This is a genomic window from Filomicrobium sp. (genome assembly GCF_025698805.1).
Taxonomy (GTDB): Bacteria; Pseudomonadota; Alphaproteobacteria; order Rhizobiales; family Hyphomicrobiaceae; genus Filomicrobium; species Filomicrobium insigne.
In genome coordinates this window covers 758,211-773,992 of sequence record NZ_JAILWT010000003.1, presented here as the reverse complement: position 1 = coordinate 773,992, position 15,782 = coordinate 758,211, and the positions used below count along the sequence as shown (strand labels likewise).

The 15,782-nt window shown below is 57.2% G+C and carries 11 protein-coding genes; 9 read left to right on the top strand and 2 right to left on the bottom strand.

Translation table 11 applies throughout. The features are described 5' to 3' along the window. The first annotated feature begins 669 nt into the window (after positions 1 to 669). The 4 genes from K5845_RS10980 (at position 670) to K5845_RS10965 (ending at position 6,269) form a co-directional block, all read left to right on the top strand. Positions 670 to 3,588, top strand: coding sequence for a molybdopterin oxidoreductase family protein (locus K5845_RS10980; protein WP_082101099.1), 2,919 nt, complete (start codon positions 670 to 672; stop codon positions 3,586 to 3,588). Then, positions 3,585 to 4,334 (top strand): 4Fe-4S dicluster domain-containing protein, encoded by a 750-nt coding sequence (locus K5845_RS10975; RefSeq protein WP_046479279.1) that lies wholly within the window; start codon positions 3,585 to 3,587, stop codon positions 4,332 to 4,334. The genes K5845_RS10980 and K5845_RS10975 overlap by 4 nt, the downstream gene beginning before the upstream one ends. A gap of 89 nt (positions 4,335 to 4,423) precedes the next feature. Continuing rightward, on the top strand, positions 4,424 to 5,371 hold the full coding sequence (locus tag K5845_RS10970) for a dimethyl sulfoxide reductase anchor subunit family protein (protein ID WP_046479278.1): 948 nt from the start codon (positions 4,424 to 4,426) through the stop codon (positions 5,369 to 5,371). A gap of 61 nt (positions 5,372 to 5,432) precedes the next feature. Continuing rightward, positions 5,433 to 6,269 (top strand): hypothetical protein, encoded by an 837-nt coding sequence (locus K5845_RS10965; RefSeq protein ID WP_046479277.1) that lies wholly within the window; start codon positions 5,433 to 5,435, stop codon positions 6,267 to 6,269. Positions 6,270 to 6,402: 133 nt separating this feature from the next. On the opposite strand, the gene K5845_RS10960 is transcribed toward K5845_RS10965, so the two are convergent. Then, positions 6,403 to 7,485, bottom strand: a complete 1,083-nt coding sequence (locus K5845_RS10960; RefSeq protein WP_287958978.1) for a LysR family transcriptional regulator — start codon at positions 7,483 to 7,485, stop codon at positions 6,403 to 6,405. A gap of 270 nt (positions 7,486 to 7,755) precedes the next feature. Between K5845_RS10960 and K5845_RS10955 the strand changes: the two genes are divergently transcribed. From K5845_RS10955 to K5845_RS10935, 5 genes are all read left to right on the top strand, one after another. Next, positions 7,756 to 8,517 (top strand): sulfite exporter TauE/SafE family protein, encoded by a 762-nt coding sequence (locus K5845_RS10955; RefSeq protein WP_046479276.1) that lies wholly within the window; start codon positions 7,756 to 7,758, stop codon positions 8,515 to 8,517. A 12-nt stretch (positions 8,518 to 8,529) separates the two neighbouring features. Next, on the top strand, positions 8,530 to 9,525 hold the full coding sequence (locus K5845_RS10950; RefSeq protein WP_287958977.1) for a hypothetical protein: 996 nt from the start codon (positions 8,530 to 8,532) through the stop codon (positions 9,523 to 9,525). Between the two features lie 182 nt (positions 9,526 to 9,707). Then, positions 9,708 to 10,616 (top strand): 3-methyl-2-oxobutanoate hydroxymethyltransferase, encoded by a 909-nt coding sequence (gene panB, locus K5845_RS10945; RefSeq protein WP_052743865.1) that lies wholly within the window; start codon positions 9,708 to 9,710, stop codon positions 10,614 to 10,616. A gap of 502 nt (positions 10,617 to 11,118) precedes the next feature. After that, the gene (gene soxC / locus K5845_RS10940) at positions 11,119 to 12,384 is read left to right on the top strand and encodes a sulfite dehydrogenase (protein WP_046480706.1); all 1,266 of its coding nucleotides are present in this window, start codon (positions 11,119 to 11,121) and stop codon (positions 12,382 to 12,384) included. A 73-nt stretch (positions 12,385 to 12,457) separates the two neighbouring features. Then, positions 12,458 to 13,036 (top strand): c-type cytochrome, encoded by a 579-nt coding sequence (locus tag K5845_RS10935; protein WP_046479274.1) that lies wholly within the window; start codon positions 12,458 to 12,460, stop codon positions 13,034 to 13,036. Between the two features lie 121 nt (positions 13,037 to 13,157). Here the strand turns inward: K5845_RS10935 and K5845_RS10930 are convergent, their stop codons facing one another. Then, positions 13,158 to 15,782 carry a Gldg family protein gene (locus tag K5845_RS10930; protein ID WP_287958976.1) on the bottom strand — a complete coding sequence of 875 codons (2,625 nt, stop codon included), beginning with the start codon at positions 15,780 to 15,782 and terminating at the stop codon, positions 13,158 to 13,160.

Here is a 15,782-nt window from a genome sequence, read left to right as displayed (position 1 = left end):
ACCCGGCACCGCGATCTTCTCGCCCACCTGAGAGATCGGCTTCATCTTGGCTTCGCGTGCGATCTCAATGTCTGACTTGACGGTCATGCGTTGTCTTCCTCCGCCGCCTAGCGGCTTTTTTTGTTAAAGGGTCCCTACCCCGGTTTTTTGATCTCGATCCTGGCGCGAGGGGATCCGTATCCACACGACTAAAGTCATGGAATTTAACGGCGCTCGCTCTGATCACCCTCAAGAGGCCGTGATCGGGCAGACGCCGACGTTTATTTGGCCTCACGATGCAGTCGATAGCACAGAGAGAAACGTTGGCGGGATTGTTTGATTGGATAGGTTTGTAGACGAAATCAATATGTTTGATTTTGCTGCGTCGAAACAATTGTCGTTTCAGCGATTCTTGAGTGTCACTGCGACAAATTTCATGTCGGCCTGCCGACACTTGGGCTCGCAAGCTGTAAACTTGATCAATCTATCGATAGACCAAAATGACTTTACATTGCGCCTCGCTCACCTCCACGGTTTAAGGTGTCGACGGGTGCTGCTATAGTGTATTCAGGTGCTGGTAATGCTCAGCTCACGGCTAAGCGGAGCGAGCGGCAGCCTGCGGTGCCCCGTTGCAGCGGGCGATACAAAACGACAAATCTGAGCCTGTGGCCGGACCTTAATCCTGGGTCAATGGTCCAACACGGCGCAAAGGGTGGAGCAAAGATCGTGGGTTCGAATGGATCTAACGGGAACGGAGTCAAGATTGACCTGTCGGCAAATCCGGCTGACGAGATCAAGACCACGACCTGTTACATGTGCGCGTGTCGGTGCGGAATTAAGGTTTACCTGAAGGACGGCAAGGTCCGGTATATCGAGGGCAACCGCGACCATCCCGTGAACAAAGGCATTTTGTGCGGCAAAGGGTCTGCCGGCATTATGCAGCATTATTCACCTGCGCGCCTGCAGGCGCCACTGCTGCGGGTTGGTCCGCGCGGCTCAGGTGAATTCAAGGAAATCAGCTGGGAAGAAGCGCTGGGTCTGGCAACGCGCTGGCTCGGTGACGTTCGTCATAAGGACCCCAAAAAGCTCGCGTTCTTCACCGGTCGCGACCAGTCGCAGGCCCTGACAGGGTGGTTCGCACAGCAATTCGGAACACCCAATTTCGCGGCGCACGGCGGCTTTTGCTCCGTTAACATGGCTGCAGCAGGTCTCTACACGTTCGGCGGATCGTTTTGGGAGTTCGGCGATCCCGACTGGGACCTCACGAAGTATTTTGTTCTCTTCGGCGTTGCCGAAGACCACGCCTCCAATCCGATCAAGGCGGGGCTTGGAAAGCTCAAGGGGCGCGGCGCCAAGGTCGTATCGGTCAACCCGATTCGCACTGGCTACCAGGCAATCGCGGATGAATGGATCGGCGTGAAGCCCGGCACCGACGGCATGTTTGTCGGTGGCTTGATCCACGAACTTCTGCGCACCGAAAAGATCGATGTCGGCTACCTCGTGCGCTACACTAATGCACCCTGGCTGGTCATCAATTCGCCTGGCGACGCTGACGATGGTTTGTTTGCGCGCGACGAAGCTGGAAAGCCGCTGTGCTTCGACAAGAAAACAAACCAGTTGGCGGATGCCACTCAGGCCGACGTTGTTCCGGCTTTGGCAGGCGAGTTCACTCTGCCTGACGGTCGCAAGGCACGTCCGTCATTCCAACCCATCGCAGAGCGCTTCCTGTCTCCGTCCTATTCTCCGGAAGCAGCCGAAAAAGCCTGCGGCGTACCGGCGGATACGATTCGTCGAATCGCCGCGGAGATCGCCGAAGTGGCATTCGAGCAGGAAATCACGCTCGACGTTGCTTGGACCGATTGGGCTGGGCGTCGCCACGACAAGATGATCGGGCGGCCAGTCTCGATGCATGCGATGCGCGGAATTTCGGCGCACTCCAACGGCTTCCAGACCTGCAGAATGATCCACATGCTGCAGATCCTTATCGGCTCTATCGACTGCCCAGGTGGCTTCCGTTACAAGCCCCCATATCCGCGTCCGACCCCGCCGCACAACAAGCCGGCAGGCAAGCACGGAACCGTTAAGCCGAACACGCCGCTTAATGGTGCGCCGCTTGGCTTCGTGACAGGCCCAGAAGACCTGTTGCTTAGCCCGGAAAATGGTCCGGAACGCATCGATAAAGCCTATTCGTGGGACGCGCCGATTGCGGCTCACGGCCTCATGCACATGGTCATCACCAACGCCGCGATGGGCGATCCATACCCGGTCGACGTGCTGTTCATGTACATGGCCAACATGAGCTGGAACTCAACGATGAACGTTCCAGGCGTGTTGAAGCATTTGACGGCGAAAGACGAGAATACCGGCGAATATAAGATCCCGAAGATCATCTATTCCGACGCCTACTACTCGGAGATGGTGCCCTACGCCGATCTTATTCTGCCGGATACAACCTATCTCGAGCGCTGGGACTGCATCTCGATTCTGGACCGTCCGGTTTCCGATCCTGATGGACCTGCCGACTCAATCCGTCAGCCGGTTGTCGAGCCGGACCGCGATGTCCGTCCGTTCCAGACCGTTTTGATCGATCTTGGTGCACGCTTGCGGTTGCCGGGCTTCGTCAACGATGATGGTTCGCCGAAGTATCCTGGCGGATACTCTGATTATATCGTCAACCACGAGCGCGGCCCGGGCGTCGGCCCGTTGGCAGGCTTCCGTGGCAACAATGGCGATCAGTACGGCAAGGGGGCACCGAACCCCAACCAGCTCGATGAGTACATCAAGAACGGCTGCTTCTACATGCACCACTTGAAGCCCGAGCAGCGCTACTTCAAGCACGCTAACAAGGACTACCTGGAGTGGGCGAAGGAAGTTGGCTTCATCGGCTCGGCTGATCCGATCATCTTCCAGCTGTACGTCGAGCCTTTGCAGAAGTTCCGCTTGGCCGCGCGTGGTCACGGCGAAATCCAGCCACCGGATTCTCACCGGAAGAGGATCGAGGCGTTCTTTGATCCGATTCCTTTCTGGTACGCGCCCTTCGAAGGAGCGGTTCTCGATACCGATGAGTTCCCGATGTACGCGGTCACGCAACGGCCGATGCATATGTATCACTCGTGGGGATCGCAGAACGCGTGGCTTCGGCAGATCACGGCGCAGAACCGTCTCTATATGCATCGGGGCCGCGCAGAAGCCCTGGGCGTTAAGGACGATGACTGGGTCTGGATTCACGGCGCTATGGGCCGTGTGAAAGCTCAGGTCCGACTAATGGATGGTGTCAATCCCGACACTGTCTGGACCTGGAATGCCATCGGCAAGCGTTCCGGCGCGTGGGGCCTGGATAACGATGCACCTGAAGCTACCCACGGCTTCCTGTTGAACCACCTGATCTCGGAATTGTTGCCCGAGCGAGCTGGTGGCTACCGCTTCTCCAACTCGGACCCGATCACTGGGCAGGCCGCCTGGTACGATCTCAGGATCAGGATCGAGCGCGCGCTAGAAAGAGAAGAACAACAAACCAGCCCGCGTTTCGAGCCGCTCAAGAGCCCTCTGAAGCGCGAGGTCGCTGAGGTTTCTACATTCGGAGTTGAGTTCAGGGGGAACAACTCATGACCATGCTACCCGAGACCACCGAGCGGAAGCTTGGTCTCGTCATCGACCTTGATACGTGCGTTGGCTGTCAGGCCTGCGCCACGAGCTGCAAGGAATGGAATACAGGCGGCTACTCGGCCCCGTTGTCCGATCAGGACCCTTACGGTGCCGATCCCCATGGCGCTTGGCTCAATCGTATCCATGCCTATGAGGTCGACGACGGTGCTGAAGGCCGGACGGTACACTTTCCGCGCTCGTGCCTGCATTGTGAAACGCCGGCATGCGTCACGGTCTGCCCAACCGGCGCGTCTTATAAGCGTGACGAGGACGGCATCGTCCTCGTCAATCCGGACACATGCATCGGCTGTAAGCTGTGCTCGTGGGCTTGCCCGTACGGCGCACGTGAATACGACTATGCCCACGGCGTCATGAAGAAATGCACGCTGTGCGTTGACCGTATTTATAACGAACACTTGGCCGAAGAGGATCGGATCCCGGCATGCGTCCGCGCCTGCCCAACCGGGGCGCGCCACTTTGGTGATCTCGGCGATCCCAACAGTGATGTGTCGCAACTCGTTGCCGAACGCGGTGGTTACGATCTCCTGCCAGAGATGAACTACAAGCCGGTCAACAAGTATCTCCCGCCTCGGCCGAAGCGGAACTCGGCCACTTCCACACAGTCTTATACGGCACCACCGCCTGCAAAGACTGACGGCAGTGTGACCGAACGCCTCTTCGCCTGGGCAGATCAGATGCTGTCACGGTAATCACCGTCTGCGGTAGGCCGCAGGCAAATGGATAAGCCAAGCACTGGGCGGGAACCGCGCCCCAACGAGACAACGAGACAAACAAGACCATGCATCCTGCTTATTCGGTGATCTTCTTCACGACCGCATCCGGAGCGGGCTACGGCCTGCTCATCTGGATGGCGATTGCTGGCACCCTTGGTGTCGTCCCACCCCACTGGGGTATCGGCTTCGCAGGCCTCGGTTTGGCGCTGGCGCTGATTACGGCCGGCCTGCTGTCATCAACCTTCCACCTTGGACGTCCTGAGCGTTCTTGGCGGGCGTTTTCGCAATGGCGCTCGTCATGGCTATCGCGCGAAGGCGTGCTCGCCGTCGCAACGTATGCTCCGGCTGGCCTGCTCGGGATTTCGTGGGTGTTTTTTGAGAACCTGTCCGGCATCGTGGTGGTTTTCGCGATCGGCACAGTGATCTTGTCGCTCTGCACGGTCTGGGCAACGGGGATGATTTACGCATCGCTGCCCCCCATTCGCTCGTGGCACCAGCCTTGGACTGCACCGGTTTATGTCGGCTTGGCCCTCGCCAGCGGCGGCGTTCTTTTCCATGTCATCCTCGCGGCCTCAACCGGAGTGACGTGGTGGACGGCGGGTCTCGCAGTGGCGCTGGTCGTTGTAGCCTTCATTCTCAAGACCATGTGGTGGCAAACCGTAGATGGCGCCAAGCGTTCACTGACCGTAGAGTCTGCAACGGGCCTCGGTCGGTTCGGCAAGGTTGGAATGATTGAAGCGCCGCACTCGCGTCCGAACTTCGTCATGCGCGAGATGGGGTACCATGTGGCCCGCAAGCACGCAAAGAAGCTGCGCACTGTGGCAACCTACCTGATCTTTCTGGTGCCGCCGATTTGTCTGCTTCTGCTTCCCATGCTGTCCACGCTGGTAGCCTTGCCGGTCGCTCTTACTGCGGCTGTCAGCGCCGGTGCGGGCTTGCTCGTTGAACGTTGGCTATTTTTCGCCGAGGCGGATCACGCTGTGATGCTGTTCTACGGTGCGGATAAAGCGTAATTTCGTCAGGCGATAAGAACCTCGTTGCTAAACAACCGGCGAAATTTCCGGAGGAAATAAAATGACCGCGGTCGCGTGGAAAACGATTGAAACAATAGATAGCCGAAAGCTGAATGAGGCCCGGCGCCAAGCACACAATGGCATTCATTGGCTTGCCCGTTTCGCGAACAGCTTTCGGGCGCCGGAAAACGGCAACCGGCAGGTCGAATTGATATGGGATACCGAACACGGTGCTTTCTCCACGAAAGCCTTCGAGGACAAGTACCGTGTGGAATTGCGTCTGCCCCATATGGAGATGCAGTTCCGGGAAGGCGACAAGCTTGTTCCGCACGTCCTCTACTTCGAGGATCGCTCTCCGGCGCATGTGGAAGCGTGGGCTTTGGTTGAACTTCTCCATCGCGGCCTGGACCGCGACCGGTTCTCCAAGAACCTCCCTTATACGCCTGAAAACCTCATGTCGGGTGACAATGAAGAGTTCGCTCCTGAATCCTACCAGGAAGAGCTAGCGGTCCTGAATAACTGGTACACGAACGCAGGCCAGATCCTATCCCAGCTCGCCAGCAAGCATGCCGAGGATGGAACCATTTCGATTGCAGGCACGTCGACGGCACAGCCGCCCGCAATCAAATGCTGGCCGAACAGCTTCCAGATCGGCATTGAAATGCCGATCCAAGCCTCCGGTGGACGACTTCTGAGAGTCGGCATGGCGATCAGCAACACATCTAGGCCAGAGCCATATTTCTTCGTTGGGACGGAAGAGCAGGCTTCCAGCGGAAACTTCAACGCGAATTACATTTTGATGGCGCGCCGTATCATCTCCGACAACATGTCGCCGGAGGAAGTGGTCGCCTTCTTGCAGAAATCGATCGCCGCACAGCGCAAACCACATGCGCACTAAGATGTAAAAAAGGTCGATATTTAGAACTGAAAACGGGGCGGCTTGGAAACCAAGCTGCCCCGATTTTTTTGCTGAATACGAGAACCAGAAAAAAAAACGTGCCCCCGAGGTGTCGGTGGCACGTTCTATAAACTCACAGGATATCGTGATCGCCTAGGCGCAGATGGCGGGCGATGCGCTGCTGCTCTTCAGTGTCGCCATTGGAGACTGGCACACGTGCGGCGTTGATCGCACAGGGTGTCTGTGGCTGTGCCTGGACAGTCGTCTTTGATTTTCTTGAGCCCTGGGATTTCTCGTCGTCGCCGAGCAGCCTGCGAAGTTCGCCAGACTTGTTTAGCTTCTTCACGATCGAGACCAGCGCGCTGGCCATCGGCATAATGATTTCGCCTTCAGCCCAGAACAGCCCGACCTCCTGGCTCATCACGGGCTCGACGAGATCGAGCGCCTTCGTGCCGGCATGCAGGCCGGGCATGCGTTTGAAGTGTGCCGGAATGATCGTCGAGAGTTCCGTGCATTGAACCTGGAACATCAGGTGAAGAATGGATTCGGATTCAACCTTTGGAACGACGTCGCAGCCAACCTGTTCGAAGATGCTGTCGACAAACCGGCGCTCATGCATGCTAGAGCGAAGCATCGCGAGAGGAAGTTCTGCCGCTTCTTTCCAAGTGATCTGAGTACGGCCCTCAAACTCGGCTGTGTCCGGAACCAACAGGCTAAGCTTTTCGGAATAGATCGGAATAACATTGCGGCGACCGAGATCTGCCTGGTCGATGTACGTCAGCGCGCAATCAAGATTGAAGTTATCAAGTCCGAGCTTCATCGCTTCGTTGCCCATGAAGTGGACGTCGATGCGGACATTCGGATAGCGCTCGCGCACTTTTTCCAGAAGGACAGGAAGAACAGGAGACATTGAGGGCATAGCGCCCATCCGTAATGAGCCGTGCAGGTCGTCCTGGCGTTCCTTGATCTCGTCGCGCATCGCTTCGCAATGCGAGAGGATGAGGCGTGCCCATTTGGCGATCCGTTCACCATCGGGTGTCAGACCATGGAAGCGCTGACCACGGCCGCGCAAGAATATCGGCACACCGATTTCCAGCTCAAATTGCTTGATGCCGCTCGAGAGGCTCGGTTGGGTAACGTTGCAACGTTTCGCTGCTCGACCGAAGTGTTTCTCTTCAACGACCGCTACGAGATATTTGAACTGGCGTAGGAACATCGGTGCACTTCCTGAGGGTTTCCAGACCTATACCCTGTCATGGCTCTGACATGGGCTTTGGAATAATAATAGTAACATGCTCATAAAAGTTCTAGTTCAATAAGTTTCATCAATTATTGGTGTCATCTATTATTGGTTTGGTATTTTCGAACGCCAACCCTATGGCGCATTTTTGTGCGTCAGCGATTATGGCCTGCGTCGCTTGCCTCATTGAATGTCCATGTGTTGAGCAAGCGATGACCTGGATTTGGTCATCAGGGGGCCAAACGCATGGAATTCGCGCAATTGCTACTCTTTGCCGGTCTCGGCATGGGGGCAGGACTATTGATAGGTTGCGTCGGAATCGGCGGCGTTATCGTCGTTCCGGCACTCGTATACTTGGCGAACGTACCCATTCATGTGGCGATAGCGGCCGCCATGTTTGCTTTTCTGCTGTCCGGAGCAGTGGGAACGCTTGTCTTCGCCCGGAGTAATTCCATCCGTTGGGATATGACCGCCTGGATGTGGGCGGGTGCTATGCCTGCCGCCTTCATCGGAGCATTGGCTGCAAACGCTATTCCGGCATCGATTATTGAGTTCGTCGTAGGAACGTTGACGGCCGCGTCAGGAGTACACGCGCTCTTAATCCAGTCGGCGGCAGAGCCCGCCGATGGCGGAATTATCTCTAAGCCCATTCTCGCGAATATCGGCGCAGTCACGGGCTTTACCTCTGCTTTGACGGGAACCGGCGGCCCCCTCGTACTAATTCCGATATTAGTGTGGATGCAGATGCCGGTGCTTGCAGCCATCGGATTGGCTCAGGCTATTCAGTTGCCGATCGCCGTCCTCGCGACCAGCGGAAATATTGTGGCGGGGACACTTGATCCCCTGCTTGGATCAATCTTGGGTTTCGGTATCGTCTTCGGCACGTGGTCTGGCGCCAAGTTGGCTCATGTGTTGCCGCGCGCAACGCTGAAGGCCTTCGTGTCCGCGCTTCTCGTAGTTGTTGGCGGAATGATCCTGATAAAACTCGCCCTTGCCTTCACAAGCTGAGAAGGCCGTGAGATGAGTTTCAGTCTCACAGATTTGGCCCGAGACTATGGTGACATTATTGGGGAAGCTGCCGTATGCCGAAAGAGCGCGGCAGTTTTTGACTTCTCGTTCATGTCCCGAGTCCGAGTCGCCGGACCGTATGCGCTCGCTGCAGTACAGACACTGACGCAGCGCAATTTATCCGATTTGTCCGTCGGTCGGTTGCGTTACTGCCTGCGCCAGACATCGTCGGGACACGTTGCAGTCGATCTCACCATATGGCGCGTCGGGACCGACACATTCGAGGTGATGAGCGGTCGGCATCAGGATATCGCCAATCTGCTCGCATTGGCCCCAGCAGCCACGGATCTCAGCGACGCGTGCGTTATCTACGCCCTTCAGGGGCCCAATAGCCTGGACGTACTCAGCGAGTTTGCTGATAGAGCGGCGCTCGCCGAGCTTCCCTACTTTGGCTGTACTGAGGTCCACGTCATAGGGGTGCCATGCCTCGTCGGGCGCCTGGGCTATACCGGGGAAGCTGGCTTCGAGATCATTGCGCCGAAGCAGAGCGCCACAGAGTTATGGAACGCACTGACGAAGCGTGTGCCGCCTGCCGGCTTTGCAGCCGCTGATATTTTGCGCATCGAGGCCGGATTCATCTTATTCGCCAACGAACTAAGCCTGCCCGTAAAAGCTCACGAATTGGGACTTGCCACATTCTCAGGTGAGGCTGAGGTGCGGGAAAACGTTCCCATATCATTGGTGGCCTTTACGGCCGAGGCCGACACAAGACCTGTTCTCTGGCAACCACACGCCGAAGTGAGGAGACCCCAACGCCCAGGAGAAATCACTGTGACCTCGGCATGCTGGAGTCCTTTAGCGGGTGCGATTCTCGGGTTGGGATATGCGTGCACGATCGACGAGGGGGCCTCTTTGCGAGACGAGAATGGCGTATTTCACGAAATTCGGCGGATAGAGCGGCCCTATTATGACCCCCAAAAGCGTCGTCCACGAGCGCCATGGCGTTGAAAATCATCAGTTGCGGCCACGCTCATAGGTTTTGGCAAACCCATGATAGGTTCTGCGGATTTGACTATTGGGGGCCAGAAGACGCCCTTTAGGGGCAGAGGAGTTCTTTGCCGGCAGACCGTCCACGGCAAGCTACCTCGCTCGAAAAAAAACCATTGAAGAATTCCGAACGGAGAGACGCCATGGCGGATAAGCCAGCACGCAAAAAAGTGACCATCAATACGCTGATGGCAAAAAAGAAGAGGGGTGAGCCAATTACCCAGCTCGCCGCCTACGACTACCGCACGGCAGTTGTGGCTGACCGTCTCGGGATGGACATCCTGTGCGTTTCAGACACCGGCGGCATGATCCTGTTCGGTCACCAGAGCACGGTCTCGGTGAGCTTCGACGAAGTTATGATGATGTCGCAGGCGATCGACCGTGGTTCGAAGTACGGTCTTCGCATGGTCGACATGCCCTACTGGAGCTTCCACGTCTCCAAGGAGCAGGCGATCGAGAACGCAGGCCGCTTCGTTCACGAGGCGAATGCCGAAGTCATGAAGTGCGAAGGTAACCGTCACCACGCTGCGAATATCGAAGCGATCGTCAACGCTGGTGTCCCGGTTCAGGGCCACATCGGCATCACGCCGATGCGTATGCCTCAGCTTGGTGGCTTCATCGCTCAGGGTAAAACCGCAAAGCGCGCTAAGGAACTCATCGACGACGCGAAAGCCATGTACGATGCCGGTTGCTTCTCGCTCCTCTGCGAAGTGACGACGCACGAAGTCGCCGAATACCTCGCTGAAACCCTGCCGATCCCCGTGATCAGCCTCGGTGCCGGCAACCGCGCTGACGGCGTCCACATCATTTCTTCGGACCTCTTCCATCTGTGGGAAGAACACGTTCCGAAGCACTCGCGCATCTACACCGACCTCATCCCGATCATGGAAGACGTCATCACGCGTTACATGAAGGACGTTGTCGAACGTGATTATCCGGGCCCGGCAGAGACCATTCACATGGCACCGGAAGAGCTCGAGACCTTCGCTCGCGAAATGAAGTGGGAGCGCAAGCTCGAAGAAATCAAGTCAGGCGCAAAGAAAGCCGGCTAAAAAAACGCCTTTCCTCACTCGATCACGCTCTGCAGATTGTTTGAGAAACTTGAGCGCCCGGCCTCAACCGCCGGGCGTCTTTTTGGAGCATTCGATAGGCAAAGGCTCTTGGCACATAACGATCATTTATTAGTGTGCAGTATTTTGCCAGAATAAGCTGAGGCGCTTAGTCGCGGACACAGTGTCAAAAGCAAGGAGAGAAGCCAACCGCGAACGCAAAGGTCCTAAAGCGCAACTTGTCTCTCGAAGTTGTAGGCTTGGCTACGCGGATTCATAGCGAGCCCAAAAAAAAAAGACCCGACCCGACCGTCAATCCGGGTGAACGGTACAAAAAACGTTTTCTGGAGGAAATCGCATGACAACAGAACTCAACTATCCCGACATTTCCGATTGGGATGTCGACGATGGAACGCGCCGTCAGATCGAAGGCATGATCGAAGCGGAAAAGCGGGCGCTAGAAGCGCAAAGGGCGGAACTCGAAGACTGCGAATGTAAAGAGGGGATGTTCCCAAACCCGCAGCCGACCAGACGCTCGTTTTTCCTGGCGACTGCCGCCGCGGCTGCAGCGGCCGGCACGTTGCCCCAGTTGGCCCGAGCTGAAGCTCCTGCAGGCGCTATTGAGTTCCCTGTTCCCGAAGATCCCACGAAAGTGCAAGGTCGTTTGACCAACGACGACGGAGGATACGGCACTCGATCACAGTTTGAAACAGAGGCACGCTGGCGCTTTGGCACTGCGACAAAGGAATCGTCCTGGACGATGACACCGCTGGCCAGCGGCTTGGGGATTATCACCCCATCGGGTCTGCACTTTGAACGCCATCACGGCGGTATCCCGACAATCAATCCGGCTAACCACAGCCTCATTGTCCATGGCATGTGCGACAAGCCGAAAAAGTACACCATGGCGGACCTGAAGCGGTTCCCGTCGGTTTCGCGGACCATGTTCATCGAGTGCTCGGGTAACGGCCTCACCGAATTCAAGCAGCCGACGCTCAAAACCGTGCAAGGCACGCACGGCCTGACCAGTACATCTGAGTGGACCGGCGTACCTCTGTCGACAATCTTGAGTGAGGTCGGCATTAAAGATGGGGCCGCGTGGATTCTCGCGGAAGGCGCCGACGCTGCCGTCATGACGCGCAGTGTCCCAATGGACAAGGCGTGGTCTGACGCCATCATCGCATATGGGCAGAACGGTGAGGCCCTACGCCCCGAACAGGGCTATCCGCTCCGTCTTCTCCTTCCTGGTTACGAAGGCAACACACACATTAAGTGGCTCCGCCGCTTGGAAATCAGCGACAAGCCCTTCATGACACGTGAAGAAACGTCCAAGTACACGGACCTTCTCGCTGACGGCAAAGCGCGTCAGTTTTCCATGACGATGGAAGCGAAGTCTGTAATCACGTTCCCGTCCGGCGATATGAAGCTGCCAGGACCGGGCTTCTACGAGATCACTGGACTTGCTTGGTCGGGACGCGGCGCGATCCGCGATGTCGAGGTCACGGTGGACGGCGGCAAAACATGGAATCTGGCTTCGCTGCAAGGTCCAGTCCTGCCTATTTGCCATACGCGCTTCCGCTTCCCGTGGGTGTGGGACGGCAAGCCGGCGCTCATCGCATGCCGTTGCAGTGATGAGACGGGATACGTCCAGCCGACGATCGCGGACATCACCGCTGTGCGGGGACTGAACTCGGTCTACCACCTCAACGGCATCATGGCGTGGGCCATTGGCGCCGATGGTTCGGTAACGAACGCGGCACATCAGGTCTGACAACTGCAAGGATTAAAGGACTGCTTTTCATGCGGGATTTCCTGTGCGGAAAAGCGGTCAGGGAGAACTTCATATGCTGAAAAAACGCAGCACACCACAAGTCTTCTTGGCACTTCTTGCGGGCGTGTCGATCGTTGCCGTGAGTGCATTGGGGAACGACGCCAGGGCCGATGAGTTGGGCTTCGGCACGACGCCGACAAAAGAGGAAATTGCGAAGATCGATATCGACGCAATGCCGGACGGTCGCGGCTTGCCGGAGGGTTCAGGAACAGTCGCCAAAGGCAAGGAAGTCTTCGCCGAAAAGTGCGCCGCCTGCCACGGGGAAAACCTCGAGGGCATCAAGGAGGCCGGCGGCGATAAATTGATCGGCGGTCGAGGCACGCTGAATACGGCAAAACCCGTCAAGACGATCGAAAGCTACTGGCCCTATGCGTCCACGGTGTTCGACTACGTCAAGCGGGCAATGCCATTCAATGAGCCAGGGTCGCTCACGGACGAAGAGATCTACTCTGTCACCGCTTACATCCTCAACCGCGCCAACATCATAAAAGAGGATGAAGTGATGAATGCGGAGACCTTGCCCAAGGTCGAGATGCCTAATAAGGACGGCTTCATTCCAGATCCGCGTCCGGACGTGAGGCACTATCGCTAAGGCCCTGATGTGCGCTGTCTGATCGGGGGGAAGACAGCGCGCTAAAGGGTCCTGGGGGCTGCGCCGCGCCTGCCGGTAAGCGCAGCCCTTTGATGTCTAGAGCAACTTGAGCCTTACCGGCTCACGTCTTCCCGGAAAATAAGGTTGGGCGCCGCCGCCGCGACCACATCAAGCCCGCGAACAGCGCCACGAGTAGTGGCCCGGCAGCCAGATTGAGCACCGTAATTTTCTGACCCAACCGCTCGACGTCATCACGCATACTTGCGCGGATGCGTCGTAGATCACGCCGGTATGGCAACAACGCCTGACTGAGTTGATTTACACGCGCGCGAATCTCGTCAGGTAGTTGCTCGGTGCGCGAAGCACTGGCAAGTTCGAGAACTTTGCGAATATCACCTTCCACCCGCGCGATGCGCGTGATGAGCTTGCGCTCCTCTTCCTGATATCGGGCGCTGGCGTCGCGCAGCATTTCAGCGACACGTGTGAACGGCCGAGCAAGACGGCCCCGTGAGCGGATCCCGATCAGCCGAGGATTTCCTGCTGCATGCTCGATCATGTTGAGCAGAAACGTAACGTTGTCGTTCAGAGGACGGCTCAAGTTCCGATCGCCGACAGTAACGTTTTGCAGGGCCATTGGGTCGTATAGCCAGTCTGCATCACTAATGGCAAACACGCTTGCCGCATTGGTTTCAGCACGATGGTGCTTGGAGTCTTTGCCGTCTCCCCCAGTGGCGCCGAACGCGCTCTTGAACGGGCCACCTAGAGCCACCGCGATAACGCGTGGCTTCCCGTCGGGTTTGAACTGCGCTTCCAATCTAGCGGGATCGCCATTCTTGAAATCCTCTCTGGGCAGCGTCCCGGAATCTTCGGTCGTCGTAATTAAGGCGACGGCGTTGTCGCGGCCTGTGAGCTCGAATGAGCCGGCTTCCCCGAATAAGAGATCATTGAGGCTCGCAGTGACGGGATGAGCGGATGAAACGCGCGATCTCGGAACGCGGAGCCAGAACGGATAATTCAGTTGCTGCTGATCTTTGCCGACCACAGGCGAGGCCAGCTGAGAGTCGCCAACGATGCCCTCACCGAGAAAGCGGGCACCATACGTCAGAAGTAAATCCGAAATGTCGTTGATCACTTCTGATGGCTGCGGGACCACTGCGGCATTCCCGCTGTTAAATCTCGCATGTGGGTCGATCATCACGATCAGCCCCTTGCCCGCCATCACATGCTGGTCGATCTGATAGAGCAGGTCCGATTTGAGTATCGTCGCGTCCATGACGATCAACGCATCGAGATCCTCAGGAAGCGTGTCTGAGAAATGCGGGATAATCGCCACATCATATTGGCGTTTCACGTCCTCCAGGAATGCCAAGCCCGGCCGCGGTTCGGTTGCATTGCTCGGGGTCAACGCAGGTGAGATGATGCCGATGCGTGGTGTCCTGTCGCGAGAGAGGTTGTCGATAGCCAACGCGACATCATACTCAAGAAGTTCGCTGCGCTGCTCGTCGAAATACGAGATCACGCCCTGCCGATCTCCACGGTGAAATACAGCGCCTAAAAAGAAGTTGTCGCCCGATGACATGGGCACCCTCCGCACCCCGGCCGCGAGCGCCGTTTCTTCGGCGTCGCTATCGGGACTTACGTCATGGGTTCGGATTGTAATGTGTCCGTCGGACAGGGACGCCAACTGGAACAAAATCCGTTCGACGCGATCCGCGTGGAGGCGAATGCTTGCCGGAACGCTTGCTTGCCCTTCGCTCCAATAGAAGTCGACGGCAACGCCTTCAGGCGTGTTGCGGGCTATGGCACGCGTCTCATCGTGCAACGTGAACTCGCGGGCATCCGTTAGGTCGAGAGTAGTCGGTAGGCGCGATGTTACGGCAATGACGACGGCAGCAGCCCCTGCGAGAAGTACGACAATCGCAGTGTCACGGCCCGCCCGAACAAATTTAGCTTTTCCGGCGAGACGGCGACGAGCCATCGCTAGCGTCGTTGCCAATAACGCAAGCCCCGTTGTGAGGACGAAGTAAAGAACGGCGGCGAGCTCTATCCGCCCGGCCGCCATACGATCCAGCCAGTGCTTCGGACTCAGGAACACTAAGAGAGCGGATAAGGGCTCAGCAAAGGTGCCACTCAGCAATCTGCCGAAAACGTCCCAACCAAAGAGGGATAGCAGTACAAGAAACCCGAGCCCAACAACATAGGCGCTGACTGGCTCTCGAACGAGAGCAGCCGCGAAGAGGGCGACCGCAAAATAGACCGCCAGAAGGCCGAGTGCCCCGAAATAGCCTGCAGCAACGACGCCCCATTCCGGATCACCGAGATAGGCGATCGTGAGGACGAATGGAAACGTGAAGAGAAGCGAGACGCACAGCACACTGAGGCCTGCTGCCCATTTGCCCACGATGATAGCCGAGCGTGCCAACGGCATGCTGAGCGTCAATTCCAGAGCGCGATCGCCCGGGTCATCGGTAAAGGCGCGCATGGCGAGCGCGGGGACGAAGACGAGCGCAACCCACGGCAAGAACGTCCATTGCAGGGCAATACTCGCAACGTCCGTTGCATAGAAGTTGGCGATCAGAAAGATACAGGCGTTGAGCGCGATTAGAAAACCGACCTGAAAGATCGCTGTCACAGGGGCATAGATGAACTGCCGCCATTCATTGCGGTACACCGCGAAGACATCGCTGATCCAGCGTCCGGACTTCGAGGTCGGCCTGCTCTCGGAGGGTAAGCTTGCACTCGTCAT